This is a genomic window from Ruegeria halocynthiae, from assembly GCF_000743705.1.
Taxonomy (GTDB): domain Bacteria; phylum Pseudomonadota; class Alphaproteobacteria; order Rhodobacterales; family Rhodobacteraceae; genus Ruegeria; species Ruegeria halocynthiae_B.
On sequence record NZ_JQEZ01000001.1, the window covers coordinates 503207 to 517570 of the forward strand.

Here is a 14364-nt window from a genome sequence, read left to right on the forward strand (position 1 = left end):
GGGGTCTGTTGAATTTCTGTCGTTATCCGCGTTGCGACGGGTGCCAAAAGGTCACCGCTTTTTCGACCATCGCCACAAGGCCATAAAAGGCCGTTCCGGCCAGCGCCGCCACAACGATTTCAGCCCAGACCATATCCAGCGACAATTGCCCCACGCTGGTCGATATCCGAAAGCCCATACCCAATGTGGGCGAGCCAAAGAACTCGGCCACGATAGCGCCGATCAGAGCCAGTGTAGTGGAAATCTTCAGGCCATTGAAAATGAAAGGCATTGCGGCAGGCAGACGCAGTTTCAGGAAGCTTTGCCAATAAGAGGCCGCGTAGGTTTCCATCAAATCCCGTTGCATGGCTGTCGCCTCGCGCAGACCGGCCACAGTATTCACCAGCATGGGAAAGAATACCATCACCACGACTACCGCCGCCTTCGAATGCCAGTCGAACCCGAACCACATCACCAGAATGGGCGCAGTGCCCACAATCGGCAAGGCGGCCACAAAGTTGCCGACCGGCAGCAACCCAAGGCGCAGAAACTCCCATCGGTCCACGGCGATCGCCGTCAAAAATGCCGCGCCGCATCCGATGATGTATCCGCTGAACGCGCCTTTGATGATGGTCTGAACAAAGTCTGCCCAAAGAACAGACAGGCTGTCGGCAAAACGCACGGCGATCAACGAAGGGGCTGGCAGAATGACCAATGAAACCTCTAACCCCCGCACCACAAGTTCCCAGATGCCGATGATTGTCAGACCAAAAATCAGCGGCGCGAGAAATCGCACCATGCGGGTATCCGCGTAGGGTCCGCTGGCCAGGCGGCCGTTCACCCACCAACCAAGCAGCCACAGGAGGAATGCAAACAACACCAGTATCATTGCGCTACCCCCATCCGTTTCAGAACTTTCCTCTCAACCAGTCCCAACAGCCCCACAAGGCTGGCCGCCAGAAGGGCCGCTGCAAACAGGGCCGACCAAATCTGTACCGTCTGCCCATAATAGCTGCCCGCCAACAACCGCGCGCCCAAACCAGCAACAGCCCCCGTCGGCAGTTCCCCGACAATCGCGCCGACCAGTGAGGCCGCGATACCGATCTTCAGCGATGTGAACAGGTATGGCAGCGACGCAGGCAAGCGCAGTTTCCAGAACCCCTGCGCGCGGCTTGCATTGTACGTGCGCAAAAGATCCAACTGCATCGCATCAGGGCTGCGCAGGCCCTTGACCATGCCAACGACCACCGGAAAGAAACTCAGATAGGCCGAGATCACAGCCTTGGGAATAATCCCCTGAATCCCAACCGAATACAGCACCACGATGATCATCGGGGCCAGCGCGATGATCGGGATTGTCTGACTGACGATGGCCCAAGGCATCACCGACAGGTCCATGACCCGGCTATGCACGATGCCCACAGCCAGCACGATGCCCAGCCCGGTGCCAATCGCAAACCCCAACATCGTCGCGCTTAGCGTAACCCAGGCGTGATAGACCAGCGACCGTTTCGAGGTGATCTTTTTCTGAACCGTGGTTTCCCACATCTCGACCGCGACCTGATGCGGGGCGGGTAAGCGGGGCCGATCCTGATCCCACGTGGCCGGAATGGCGAAACTATTCGTCAGTACCAGTCCAAATTCCGACAAGTCGCGCCGATCCTTGGCCGAAGGCGGCTGCACCACGGCCCCTGCCCGCTCCTGTTCAGTCAACACGCCCTTGATGTTCATCGGGATGCAGGCCGCGTACCAGAACGCGACGATGATCGCGAGAACCGTCAGAACGGCCCAGAAGGCTTTGAACGCACCGTTACTCATCCGCATGACCCGCCCGCAACCCCTCGCGTACACGATGGGCGACTTCGATGAACTCCTGCGAGTCGCGGATGTCCAATGGCCGCTCTTTTGGCAGAGGGCTGTCGATCACATCTGTTATCCGCCCCGGGCGCGGGCTCATCACCACGATCTTGGTGGACAGATACACCGCCTCGGGGATCGAGTGGGTTACAAAACCGATGGTCTTTTCCGTGCGCGCCCACAGCGCCAATAGCTGCTCGTTCAGGTGATCGCGCACAATCTCGTCCAGCGCTCCGAATGGTTCGTCCATCAGCAGAATGTCGGCGTCAAACGCCAGCGCCCGCGCAATACTGGCGCGCTGCTGCATCCCGCCGGACAATTGCCAGGGAAACTTGCCACCGAACCCTTCAAGGTCGACCAGTTCCAGAACATTCCTGACCCGTTCGTCCTGTTCCGCCGCCGAATAGCCCATGATCTCAAGCGGCAGCTTGATATTCTTGGCAATAGTCCGCCAGGGATACAGACCTGCGGCCTGAAACACATAGCCATAAGCCCGGTTGCGCCGTGCCTCATCCGGGGTCATGCCGTTAACGGTCAGCGTTCCCCCGGTCGGCGCCTCAAGCGCTGCAACGCAGCGCAAAAAGGTGGTCTTGCCACAGCCCGAGGGGCCGATAAAGCTTACGAATTCACCCTTGTCGACCGTCAGGTTCACATCCTTGAGCGCGTGGATCGGTCCGTCATTGGTCTGGAAGGTAAGGTCGAGAGCCTTGGCCTCTATGACTGTCGTAGTGCCTTGGGTCGTCATTGAGTATCTCGTTTGTAGAGGACTAGAAGAGCTGACAGTACTGCTGCAGGAGCGCCGAAAATCAGGGGCCAGAACTGAGCCGCTGAAAAAAACTCAAAGAAGCTTCTTTCCGGTGATAAGATGCGAAGCCCTACAGGTATGCCTATTGAACTCTGGATGCTCACAACAAGCGCTGCGGTGGAAACAGATAGCATCGGCAATATCTTGGAGGGCAGTAACTTTCCGACCATCCAGCGATAAACAAAGAACCCCGGAACCAGCGAGAATAGCATTACCGGAACCCAAATTGGGCTCCCCCAAAAAAAGAGAAATGCTATCCCAAAAAGAATATTGACGATGGCCTCGCCCGAGAGATTAGGGACAATTGCCGAGAACATCATTAGCAGCAAGGTGAACAATATGGTCACCGCTGCAAACCCCGCGTAGCGCGCAAACGACGGTCGCCCGATTTTCCAGACCTCCTGCCCCATCAAACCCCCGTCGCCGGAATTCCCGTGCGTTTGATCGGCCGCGGCGCGGTCAGTTCTTTCCAGGTGCTCAACGCCGTGTTCACATGACCATTGGCCTGGCGTGCGACAAAGTCACCGTGGCCCTCCTGCGTGCGAATTTCACCGTCATGCACCGCCAGTTGCCCCCGTGTCATAGTAAAGCGCGGCAGGCCTTTGACCTCTTTGCCCTCGAACACGTTGTAATCGATTGAAGATTGCTGCGTATCGGCGCTGATCGTCTTGGATTTCTCCGGATCCCAAACAACGATATCCGCATCCGCCCCAACAAGAATCGCACCTTTTTTCGGATAGCAATTCAATATCTTGGCGATGTTTGTTGACGTCACCGCAACAAATTCATTCGGCGTCAGACGCCCCGTGTTCACACCATGGGTCCAAAGCATTGGCATCCGATCTTCCAATCCGCCGGTGCCGTTGGGAATCTTGGTAAAGTCACCAACACCGTTGCGTTTTTGCTCGGTCGTAAAGGCGCAATGGTCCGTCGCCACAACACTCAACGTGCCAGAATGCAGACCATTCCATAGGCTATCCTGATGCTGCTTGTTCCGAAATGGGGGGCTCATAACCCGCCGTGCCGCGTGGTCCCAATCCTGGTTGAAATACTCGCTCTCATCCAACGTCAGATGCTGGATCAGGGGTTCCCCCCACACCCGCTTGCCCTGCATTTTGGCGCGCCGGATGGCTTCATGCGCCTCTTCGCAGGACGTATGCACCACATAAAGCGGCACGCCCGCCATGTCGGCAATCATGATCGCACGGTTGGTGGCCTCGCCCTCAACCTGCGGCGGCCGAGAATAGGCATGCGCCTCGGGGCCCGTGTTGCCCTCGGCCAGCAGCTTGGCGCTCAGTTCAGCCACAACATCGCCATTCTCGGCATGTACCATGGCGATACCGCCCAACTCTGCCAGGCGTTTGAATGACGAATACAGTTCATCGTCATTCACCATCAACGCACCCTTATAAGCCATGAAATGCTTGAACGTGTTGATGCCGCGTGTCTCGATCACCGTTTTGATGTCATCAAACACCTGCTCACCCCACCAGGTCACGGCCATGTGGAACGAATAATCGCAATTCGCACGGGTCGACTTGTTGTCCCACCGCTTCAACGCATCCAGCAGGCTTTCGCCCGGGTTCGGCAGGGCAAAATCCACCACCATCGTGGTACCGCCGGCCAACGCTGCCCGCGTTCCACTTTCGAAATCATCGCTGGAATAGGTCCCCATGAACGGCATCTCAAGATGCGTATGGGGATCAATCCCGCCTGGCATCACATAGCACCCCGTCGCATCCAACTCCTTGTCACCCTTCAAATCCAAGCCGATCTCGGTGATGACGCCACCCTCGACCATCACATCCGCCTTATAGGAAAGATCGGCGGTTACGACGGTCCCGTTCTTGATCACAGTGTTCATTTTAATCTCCCTGATGCGGTCTGCGCCGCTTGCTTCATCTGGCCAAAAATATCCCGGGGGAGTCGCCCGGCGGGCGACGGGGGCAGCGCCCCCCTATTCCACAATCTGTGCCGTCTCGACGACCGCGTGGAACAGAACATCGGCCCCGGCTGCCGCCCAGTCCTTGCTGATCTCCTCGGCCTCATTGTGGCTTAACCCATCCACACAGGGGCACATCACCATCGCGGTTGGCGCCACCCGGTTGATCCAGCACGCGTCATGCCCTGCGCCAGAAATGATGTCGGTGTGCGAAAGCCCCAACCGTTCGGCGGCACTCCGTACCGCAGCCACGCAATCCTCGTCGAACGTCACCGGATCAAACCCACCAACTTTCTCGAATTCGATCTGAAGACCCATGTCTTCGACGATATCCTCGGCCGCGACCCTCAGACGGTTCTCCATGTCTGTTATGACGGCCAGATCGGGTGACCGAAGATCGACCGTAAACACCACCTTGCCGGGGATCACATTGCGAGAGTTGGGAAAGACCTCGATATGCCCCGCCGCGCCCACTGCATGGGGTGCATGCGACCATGCGATCTCATCGACCTTTTCAAGAACCCGCGCCATCGCCAGACCCGCATTCTTGCGCATCGGCATCGGGGTCGAGCCGGTATGCGCATCCTTGCCGGTGATGGTGACCTGGGTCCAACTCAAACCCTGCCCATGGGTCACGACGCCGATATCCTTACCTTCAGCCTCAAGGATCGGACCCTGCTCAATGTGAAGTTCAAAAAAGGCATGCATCTTGCGTGTGCCAACGTCCTCATCACCGCGCCAGCCGATACGTTCAAGCTCCTCACCGAACTTCTTCCCTTCGGCATCCTCTCGGTCATAGGCCCAATCCTGCGTATGCATCCCAGCAAACACGCCCGAGGACAGCATCGCCGGAGCATATCGCGTGCCCTCTTCGTTGGTCCAATTGGTCGCGATAATCGGGTGCTTGGTCCTGATGCCCAGATCGTTGAGCGTGCGAATGATCTCCAACCCGCCCAATACGCCCAGCACCCCGTCATATTTTCCGCCTGTGGGCTGCGTATCCAGATGCGAACCAACATAGACCGGCAACGCATCGGGGTCGGTGCCTTCGCGGCGGGCAAACATATTGCCCATCTGGTCCAACCCCATGGAACAACCTGCATCCTCGCACCATTCCTGGAACAACGCGCGGCCCTCGGCATCCTCATCCGTCAGCGTCTGTCGGTTGTTGCCACCAGCAATACCCGGGCCTATCTTGGCCATCTCCATCAGGCTGTCCCACAGCCTGTCGCCATTGATCCTGAGGTTCTGCGCCGGAGCTGCCATTCTAAATTCCCTGTTGCTTGCGATTTGGCTCGCTTTTGGTGTGTTGATTTGACCATCTGGTCAAACTCACGCTATCACGGGTTCGAAATCAGTCAAGAAATTGCATGGAGCCGTCACTTAATTCGGTATCTTTAGCCCCTGCACGATGAAAAAAGAGACACGCAGTAAACATGCCCAAGGATCGCGCTCCGACCCGAATTCAGAAAAAGAACCGCGCCGCGATTCTTGAAGCCGCTCTGAACGTGTTTTCTGCACATGGATTTCGTGGTGCGACCGTGGACCAGATCGCGACCGAGGCCGGGCTGAGCAAACCCAACTTGCTGTATTACTTCCCGTCGAAAGAGGCGATCCACACCGCCCTGCTGTCGGGCCTGTTGGAAACATGGCTTGCCCCATTGCACGATCTCGACGCGACCGGTGACCCGATGGAGGAAATTCTTTCTTACATCCGCCGCAAACTGCAGATGAGCCGCGAATTTCCACGTGAAAGCCGACTGTTCGCTAACGAACTCGTACAGGGCGCACCCCGCATTCACTCGGCCCTGTCACATGACCTGAAGGTTCTGGTGGACGAGAAAACAGCGATCCTGACCGATTGGATGGATCAGGGTAAAATCGCGAAACTGCACCCCTATCATCTGATTTTCTCGATCTGGGCGCTGACGCAACATTACGCCGACTTCGATATTCAGGTCCGGGTGATTTTGGGCGACGAAGATCCCTATGAAGGTGCTGAACCGTTTGTCGACACGCTCTATCGCAAACTGCTGAGACCTTAAGGGCAAATTAACTCTGATTGGTCAGGCTAACGACATGCTGCCGACCCGACACACACCAGACCCCTGGATTGCCCAATTGTTTTCAACCCAATCCGCCAAACGTGGAGCAGTGGTGCGCAGGTCAGTTGCCTGGGTTGAACGCGAGGTGGGTCATGCCCGGTTCCAAAACGAAGTCAAGCAGCGCGGATATCATTTGATCCGCACTGCCAACCAGTACATCGTTATTTGCCACAACGGCCCCATCGACATTCTGTTCTAAGAAAATTCGCCGAGTTTTCTCGCCCAGGATTTTTCGTCGAAAAATCTTACCTACTCAGCCGCCTTTGACATGGGGTTATTCGGGTGTGTCGTCCAGTTGGCATATTCTGGCTGCACCTCTTGACCAGTGCGCGGATCAACCTCACCCGCCGCCATCGGCACCATCGAGATACATCCGTCCACTGGGCAGACATCCACGCACAGGTTGCAGGCGACGCATTCGTCGTCCATGACCTCGAACACCCGATCCGCAGACATCGAGATTGCCTGATGGCTGGTGTCTTCGCACGCAGCATAGCAGCGACCGCACTTGATACACTGGTCCTGATCAATCTTAGCCTTGGCCACATAGTTCAGGTTCAGATACTTCCAGTCCGTCACGTTCGGCACCGCAAGGCCGACAACCTGCGACACGTCCGTATATCCCTTTTCGTCCATCCATTTGGACAGGCCCGCAGTCAGTTCATCAATGATCTTGAACCCATAGGTCATCGCGGCTGTGCAGACCTGAACGGTACCACATCCCAGCGCCATGAACTCGGCCGCATCGCGCCATGTGGTCACGCCACCAATACCCGAGATCGGCAGGCCATGTGTGGCCTCGGCACGCGCGATTTCGGACACCATCGAAAGGGCAATCGGCTTCACCGCCGGACCGCAATACCCCCCATGGCTACCCTTGCCATCAATCGAGGGTTCGGGGCTAAGTGTGTCCAGATTGACGCTGGTGATCGAGTTAATGGTATTGATCAGCGACACCGCGTCTGCGCCACCATTTTTCGCCGCTTCGGCGGGTTTGCGAACATCTGTGATATTCGGCGTCAGCTTTACAATGACTGGCCGGTCATAGTATTTCTTGCACCAGCGGGTGACCATTTCGATATATTCCGGAACCTGCCCGACGGCCGAACCCATCCCCCGTTCGCTCATCCCGTGGGGGCAGCCAAAGTTCAGCTCGATTCCATCTGCCCCGGTCTCCTCAACGCGTGGCAGGATGGCCTTCCAAGCCTCTTCTTCGCACGGCACCATGATCGAGGCGATCAGCGCACGATCCGGGTAGTCGGCCTTGACCCGCGCCATCTCTTCAAGGTTCACCTCCAATGGCCGGTCGGTGATCAATTCGATATTGTTCAGACCCAGCAAGCGCCGATCTGCGCCATAAATCGCACCGTATCGAGGCCCGTTTACATTCACGACCGGGGGGCCCTCGGACCCCAGCGTTTTCCAGACCACGCCACCCCATCCGGCCTCAAAGGCACGGCGGACATTGTATTCCTTATCTGTCGGCGGCGCCGAAGCCAACCAGTAGGGATTTGGGCTTTCGATTCCCAGAAAGTTTGTCTTTAAATCAGCCATTTTCCGGCCTCCCTGATGCAGTGAAGCATCTTTATCTTACGTGTTTCACGCGGTCAGTTTCGCGTGGATATCCATCGCGGCGTCGCGCCCTTCGGCCACGGCTGTGACGGTCAGGTCATCACCACCGGTGGCGCAGTCCCCCCCGGCCCAGATTCCGGTCATCGAAGTGCGCCCCGCATCGTCGACAGCGATCTTGCTTCCGTCCAGCGCCAATCCTTCTGGTGCGCCTTCCAACGTTTGACCGATCGCTTTTAAAACCTGATCAGCCGCAATACGGATCACCTCTCCGGTTCCGGTCAGCTTACCATCGTGACTGGCAGTATACTCCAATTCGATCTCTGCCGCTGCGCCGTCGCCATGCACCATGACCGGCTGCACATTGGTCATGATCTTTACGCCATGCGATGCGGCCAGATCCTGTTCGTACCGGCTGGCCCCCATCGCATCCCGACCACGACGATAGGCAATGGTCACATGCTCGGCCCCAAGCAGCTTGGATTTCACCGCGGCGTCCACGGCGGTCATGCCACCGCCGATGACGACCACGTTCCGCCCAACAGGCAGATGTGCCAAATCATCCGCCTGACGCACGTCAGAGATGAAATCGACAGCATGACGCACCCCATCCAGATCGGCCCCTTGCGTGCGCAGGGCGTTCACCCCGGCCAGCCCTATGGACAGGAAGACGGCGTCATACGCCTCGACCAGACCGTCCAGTGAGATGCTTTCCCCCAGAACCGAGCCTGTTTCGATGGTGATCCCACCGATTTTCAGCAGCCAGTCGACTTCGACCTGAGCAAAGTCATTGGTCGATTTATAGGCGGCGATGCCGTATTCGTTCAGCCCGCCAGGTTTGGGTTTGCTTTCGTGGATCACAACGTCATGCCCCAGCATCGCCAGCCGGTGCGCACAGGCCAGACCCGCAGGCCCTGCCCCGATCACAGCGACGGTTTTGCCCGTCGGTGCGGCCCGCTCAAACGGGTGATCCCCGGCGGTCATCACACTGTCGGTTGCATAACGCTGCAGGCGGCCAATCTCGACCGGGGCACCCTCGGCGGTTTCGCGCACGCAGGCCTCTTCGCACAATGTCTCGGTCGGGCAAACGCGGGCGCACATGCCGCCCAGAATGTTCTGGGTCAGAATGGTCTCACCCGCCGCTTCCGGCTGCCCGGCCTGAATCTGGCGCATGAACAGCGGAATATCGATGTCCGTCGGACAGGCCGTCACACATGGCGCGTCATAGCAAAAATAGCACCGGTCCGCGGCCACGGCGGCCTCATGCCCAGCCAAGGGTGGATGCAGATCGGTAAAATTCGATGTCAGTTCATCGCTGGAAAGCCGCCCGGAGACAATGCCGGGGACCATCTGGCCCTGTGCCATCGCTCTACTCCCTGTAGATATGTTCGTTATGACCTCAGCTTGCCACAATCTGATTTTTTATCAATTGGTAAAATTTATAATGAGGTCAAAAAATCTAAAAACCGGGCCAGATAGCCCGGTTTTCCATCATAATCGTCCGTTTTTAGGTGTGAAATAAGATCAGAGCATCTGAGACAGGTGCCCAATTTTCACCCAGATCCGCGCGCCCGATGCACCAGCGGTGGCGCTTGACTGTGATCCGGGCGGCAATCTGAGCCAATCCCAAGGGGAAAATTCCTCACCGGATTCCTGTAGCCCGCCTTCGATCACAAACAGCTCCAGACCCTGCGCGGCGTCCAAATCCAACACCTCTCCGGGTGCCAAACTTATCACGCGCACCTCTTCTTGCGCATCCTTGAACAATTGAACGTTGCCCGCCCCGTTGATCGAACGGCGCACCTCGATTCTGTCGTCGGGATCAAACTGGTGCAGTTTGACCAGAATGGTCGCCCCCTCTTTGGCCGAGGGTGTATGTGATGAGGTTGGCGGGTTTCGCACATAGCTGCCGACAGGAAAATCGCCGGTTTCATCCTGAAACACACCGTCCAGAACCAGGTACTCTTCGCCTCCGTCATGGGTATGCGCGGCGAATGCACTGCCGGGGGCAAAGCGGACAATGGTGGTGGCGCGGGCCACTTCCTCGCCGATGCGATCCAGCATTTTGCGTTCAACACCGGCCGCTGGCGACGCGACCCACTCATTCTGATCGAAATGGACCGCAACACGCTGGGTGAAATCTGCGTTGACCCTCATGGGATTCTCCTGTTTCAGCATCTGAACATTAGATGGGCGCGAAATCTTCGTTTTCAAATTTCACGCTTTTGAAAAACCGTCACATCTGGTTATTACGACTACCGCTGCGTACTGTAAGCGCAAAGCAACCGAGCAGCGCCGGACAACGGCCACGAACCCGAAAGTCACCCGATGCAGGCCACACCCGCCAAGTTCAACATCGTCATCATCGGACAAAACAACCGCCTTCAGTATGAGGCCCTGCTGTTCGCGGCGTCGCTTCGGCACAGCTCTGCCAACTTTTCGGGCCGCCTGTTTGTGGCGGTGCCACAAGCCGGGCCGCGCTGGTCACAGGACCCCAGCATCCGGGATGAGGACGTCCTGAAGGCCCTGCAGCAGTTGGACGTGGAAATACTGCCGTTTGAAAACCGCGTCTTCGGCGAAAGCTATCCTTACGGCAACAAGATCGAGGCACTGCTGGCATTGCCCGAAGGCGAACCCTTTGTGTTTTTCGACAGCGACACTTTGATCACGGGCGACCTGACAAATGTGCCCTTCGATTTTGACCGTCCCGGCGCATCGCAAAAGGTCGAAGGCACGTGGCCAAAGCCCACACTTTACGGCCCCGGCTTTGATGGCATCTGGAGCGCGCTTTACAATCAGTTCGGGCTGGATTTCGACAGCTCGCTGGATACCAATCAGCCGTTCGACTACTGGCGGCGGTATCTTTATTTTAACGCTGGATATTTCTTCTACAAATGCCCACGACAATTCGGTGAGCGGTTTCTGGACTATGCCCGCACCATCAAGGAAGCGGAAATCCTGGAGTTGGCCGGCCAGAACCTGAACCCCTGGTTGGATCAGGCTGCGCTGCCGCTGGTCATACATTCCTTTGGTGGGGGGCGGGATGTCCTGCCATCGGGATTGCTGGACGGCTCGGTCAGTTGCCACTATCGCTTGTTCCCGCTGCTTTACGCCCGCGAAAGCGATCATGTGATCGAAGTGCTGGAAACTGTGGCCATGCCGAACCGGGTCAAGAAGGTGCTCAAGGCGTATGACCCGATCAAAAAGCTGGTGATCCAGCGCAAGGGCCATAAAATCCGCGATATGTTTGACCGTGACAACCTGCCCCAGCGCGAGCAGGCTCTGCGCAACAAGATCAAAAGCAAGGGCCTGTGGATGCGCTGACAGGATTGTTGTGTGAACGCGCTCAATCGCCTAGAGATTCAGCAACACACATTCCAACAGGAGATTTAAACGATGTCAGACGGCCCCACCTACGGTTTTGACACGCTGCAAATTCACGCGGGCGCACGGCCCGATCCGGCCACGGGTGCCCGTCAGACACCTATTTATCAAACAACGGCTTACGTGTTCCGCGACGCAGATCACGCGGCAGCCCTGTTCAATCTGCAAGAGGTCGGGTTCATCTATTCGCGCCTGACCAACCCGACCGTGGCCGTCCTGCAGGAACGGGTTGCAACGCTGGAAGGTGGCGTTGGCGCGGTGTGCTGTTCCTCAGGTCATGCGGCGCAGATCATGGCGCTGTTCCCGCTGATGGGACCCGGGTGCAATGTGATCGCGTCGACCCGCCTGTATGGCGGCACGGTCACCCAGTTCAGCCAGACCATCAAACGGTTCGGCTGGTCGGCCAAATTTGTCGATACCGATGATCTGGACGCCGTGAAAGACGCCATCGACGAAAACACCCGCGCGGTGTTCTGTGAATCCATCGCCAACCCAGGCGGCTATGTCACCGACATCCGCGCGCTGGCGGATGTGGCGGATGCGGCGGGCATTCCGCTGATTGTCGACAACACCTCGGCCACGCCATACCTGTGCCGCCCGATCGAACAGGGCGCGACGCTGGTGGTGCATTCCACCACCAAATACCTGACCGGCAACGGCACTGTCACCGGCGGCTGCATCGTGGATTCGGGCAAATTCGACTGGTCGGCAAATGACAAGTTCCCCTCGCTCAGCGAACCGGAACAAGCCTATCACGGGCTCAAGTTTCACGAGACCTTTGGCCCGCTTGCCTTTACCTTCCACGGCATCGCCATTGGCCTGCGCGATCTGGGTATGACGATGAACCCACAGGCCGCGCATTATACGCTGATGGGGATCGAGACCCTGTCCCTGCGGATGGAGCGTCACGTTGAAAACGCGCAGAAGGTCGCCGCCTGGTTGGAAGCTGACGACCGTGTGGATTACGTGACCTATGCGGGCCTGCCGTCTTCACCCTATCACGACCGGGTCAAGGCGCATTACAAGAAAGGCGCTGGCGCGCTGTTCACCTTTGCGGTCAAGGGCGGTTATGACGCCTGCGTCAAACTGGTGAATTCGCTTGAGATTTTCAGCCATGTTGCCAACCTGGGCGACGCGCGGTCGCTGATCATCCATTCGGCCTCGACCACGCACCGTCAGCTGACACCGGAACAGCAAGAGGCCGCAGGTGCCGGGCCAGGAGTGGTCCGCGTGTCCATCGGCATCGAAGACGCCAACGACCTGATCGCCGATCTGGATCAGGCGCTGTCCAAAGCCACGGCCTGACCGATGAGCGGGCACGACACAAATGATCTGGGTCAACCCATCGGCCTGCCGGTGTCAGGCGAGTTCCCTCGCCCGACGCCGCCCTATACCCCGATGGAAGGCCACTATTGTTCAGTCGTGCCATTGGATGTGAACCGTCACACGCCCGGATTGTACCGGGCGTTTGCCACCGACACAGACGGTCGCAACTGGACCTATCTACCCCATGGGCCGTTCGACAACGAACAGGGTTTTGACACGTGGGTCCGCGCGACCTGCATGGACGCCGACCCGATGTTTCACACCGTGCTGACCGGTGACGAAACGCCGGTTGGCATGGCCTCGTTCTTGCGGATCGAACCTGCGGCGGGTGTCATCGAGGTGGGGCATATCCATTTCTCGCCCCTGTTGCAGCGCAAACCGCAATCGACCGAGGTCATGTACCTGATGATGCGCCGCGTTTTCGATGAGCTGGGTTATCGCCGGTACGAATGGAAATGCGATGCGCTGAATGCACCGTCCCGCCGGACGGCCGAGCGGCTGGGCTTTACCTTCGAAGGCATTTTCCGGCAGGCGACCCACTATAAGGGCCGCAACCGGGATACCGCGTGGTATTCGATCCTCGACAGCGAATGGCCGCGCATCCGTTCCGCGTTCGAGGCCTGGCTTTCGCCAGATAACTTTGACCAGACGGGCCAGCAACGACAACCGTTGATGGCCCGCAGTCAGGAACAAGGGTCACTCGGCAATACCGAATTCCATCGACACGTTGACCGAGATTGAAACCTCGCCCCCCGCAACCGGTACGCTGCCGGCCTCTGACAGGTTCATTGCGCGCAACTGTGGGGCTGGGCGGATGCCGCCAAGCTGCTCGCTGATCTGCTGAACAGGGCCCAGCGTTACGTTTGCCGCCTGTGCCAGCTGTTGCGCCTTTGCGGTGGCTTCGGCCACGGCATTGGCACGCGCCTGCGCCTGCAACGGCGCCGGGTCCTGCACCCCAAAGCTAAGCCCGCCGAAATCATTGGCACCGTCCTGGATGACGGCATCCATGATCGTGCCCAGCTGCGTCAGGTCGCGCACACGAACCTGCACGTTGTTCGAGGCGACAAAGCCCGAAATCTCGGGGCGGTCACCGTTGGGATTATTGCGGCTGGACCATACCGGAGACAGCGACAAATCGCGGGTTTGAACGTCGCGGGCTTTGACCCCCATTTCGTCCAACCGCTTCAGAATCTGCGCCACCGCGTCGGATGTCGCCTGCATCGCATTTGATGCCTGCGGATCTTCGTTGGTCACGCCCAGCGTGATGGTTGCCATATCGGGCGTGGCTTGCACGGTGCCGGCCGCATCAACCGTGATGCGACGTTCTTCCGCATAGGCCATACCTGCGGCGGTGATGGCCAGCATCGCGGCCAGAAAAGCGATTTTCTTCAAGGTCT

General features: G+C 58.0%; 15 protein-coding genes. 5 read left to right on the forward strand and 10 right to left on the reverse strand.

Annotated features, from left to right (window positions below; genetic code table 11):
- Nucleotides 1-22: 22 nt before the first annotated feature.
- The 6 genes from JT51_RS02375 to JT51_RS02400 form a co-directional block, all read right to left on the reverse strand.
- Complete coding sequence (locus JT51_RS02375; protein ID WP_037307356.1) at nt 23-868, reverse strand: ABC transporter permease; 846 nt, start codon at nt 866-868, stop codon at nt 23-25.
- Nucleotides 865-1797, reverse strand: coding sequence for an ABC transporter permease (locus JT51_RS02380; protein ID WP_037307360.1), 933 nt, complete (start codon nt 1795-1797; stop codon nt 865-867). The genes JT51_RS02375 and JT51_RS02380 overlap by 4 nt, the downstream gene beginning before the upstream one ends.
- The gene (locus tag JT51_RS02385; protein WP_037307362.1) at nt 1790-2581 is read right to left on the reverse strand and encodes an ABC transporter ATP-binding protein; all 792 of its coding nucleotides are present in this window, start codon (nt 2579-2581) and stop codon (nt 1790-1792) included. The genes JT51_RS02380 and JT51_RS02385 overlap by 8 nt, the downstream gene beginning before the upstream one ends.
- The gene (locus tag JT51_RS02390) at nt 2578-3051 is read right to left on the reverse strand and encodes a hypothetical protein (protein WP_037307364.1); all 474 of its coding nucleotides are present in this window, start codon (nt 3049-3051) and stop codon (nt 2578-2580) included. The genes JT51_RS02385 and JT51_RS02390 overlap by 4 nt, the downstream gene beginning before the upstream one ends.
- A complete protein-coding gene (gene hydA, locus JT51_RS02395) occupies nt 3051-4505 on the reverse strand; it encodes a dihydropyrimidinase (RefSeq protein WP_037307368.1) in 1455 nt (484 codons plus the stop codon). The genes JT51_RS02390 and hydA overlap by 1 nt, the downstream gene beginning before the upstream one ends.
- 93 nt (nt 4506-4598) lie before the next feature.
- On the reverse strand, nt 4599-5849 hold the full coding sequence (locus JT51_RS02400; protein WP_037307371.1) for a Zn-dependent hydrolase: 1251 nt from the start codon (nt 5847-5849) through the stop codon (nt 4599-4601).
- 170 nt (nt 5850-6019) lie between these two features.
- Between JT51_RS02400 and JT51_RS02405 the strand changes: the two genes are divergently transcribed.
- Together JT51_RS02405 and JT51_RS02410 are read left to right on the forward strand one after the other, a co-directional pair.
- Nucleotides 6020-6628 carry a TetR family transcriptional regulator C-terminal domain-containing protein gene (locus JT51_RS02405; RefSeq protein WP_037307373.1) on the forward strand — a complete coding sequence of 203 codons (609 nt, stop codon included), beginning with the start codon at nt 6020-6022 and terminating at the stop codon, nt 6626-6628.
- Between the two features lie 34 nt (nt 6629-6662).
- Nucleotides 6663-6887, forward strand: coding sequence for a hypothetical protein (locus JT51_RS02410; protein WP_037307375.1), 225 nt, complete (start codon nt 6663-6665; stop codon nt 6885-6887).
- A 50-nt stretch (nt 6888-6937) separates the two neighbouring features.
- Here the strand turns inward: JT51_RS02410 and preA are convergent, their stop codons facing one another.
- The 3 genes from preA to JT51_RS02425 all read right to left on the reverse strand — a co-directional run bounded on the left by preA (nt 6938) and on the right by JT51_RS02425 (nt 10414).
- Nucleotides 6938-8242, reverse strand: coding sequence for an NAD-dependent dihydropyrimidine dehydrogenase subunit PreA (gene preA / locus JT51_RS02415; RefSeq protein ID WP_037307378.1), 1305 nt, complete (start codon nt 8240-8242; stop codon nt 6938-6940).
- A 45-nt stretch (nt 8243-8287) separates the two neighbouring features.
- Complete coding sequence (locus JT51_RS02420; protein ID WP_037307380.1) at nt 8288-9622, reverse strand: NAD(P)-dependent oxidoreductase; 1335 nt, start codon at nt 9620-9622, stop codon at nt 8288-8290.
- A 159-nt stretch (nt 9623-9781) separates the two neighbouring features.
- Nucleotides 9782-10414 carry a cupin domain-containing protein gene (locus JT51_RS02425; RefSeq protein WP_037309311.1) on the reverse strand — a complete coding sequence of 211 codons (633 nt, stop codon included), beginning with the start codon at nt 10412-10414 and terminating at the stop codon, nt 9782-9784.
- A gap of 171 nt (nt 10415-10585) precedes the next feature.
- On the opposite strand from JT51_RS02425, the gene JT51_RS02430 reads away from it, so the two are divergent.
- From JT51_RS02430 to JT51_RS02440, 3 genes are all read left to right on the forward strand, one after another.
- A complete protein-coding gene (locus JT51_RS02430) occupies nt 10586-11581 on the forward strand; it encodes a hypothetical protein (protein ID WP_037307383.1) in 996 nt (331 codons plus the stop codon).
- A 72-nt stretch (nt 11582-11653) separates the two neighbouring features.
- Nucleotides 11654-12946, forward strand: coding sequence for an O-acetylhomoserine aminocarboxypropyltransferase/cysteine synthase family protein (locus JT51_RS02435; RefSeq protein ID WP_037307385.1), 1293 nt, complete (start codon nt 11654-11656; stop codon nt 12944-12946).
- Between the two features lie 3 nt (nt 12947-12949).
- The gene (locus tag JT51_RS02440; RefSeq protein ID WP_051927389.1) at nt 12950-13708 is read left to right on the forward strand and encodes a GNAT family N-acetyltransferase; all 759 of its coding nucleotides are present in this window, start codon (nt 12950-12952) and stop codon (nt 13706-13708) included.
- Here JT51_RS02440 and JT51_RS02445 read toward each other — a convergent pair.
- Nucleotides 13664-14359: an SIMPL domain-containing protein gene (locus JT51_RS02445; RefSeq protein WP_037307388.1), complete on the reverse strand. Its 696-nt coding sequence runs from the start codon at nt 14357-14359 to the stop codon at nt 13664-13666. The two genes, JT51_RS02440 and JT51_RS02445, sit on opposite strands and share 45 nt — an antisense overlap.
- Nucleotides 14360-14364 lie beyond the last annotated feature (5 nt).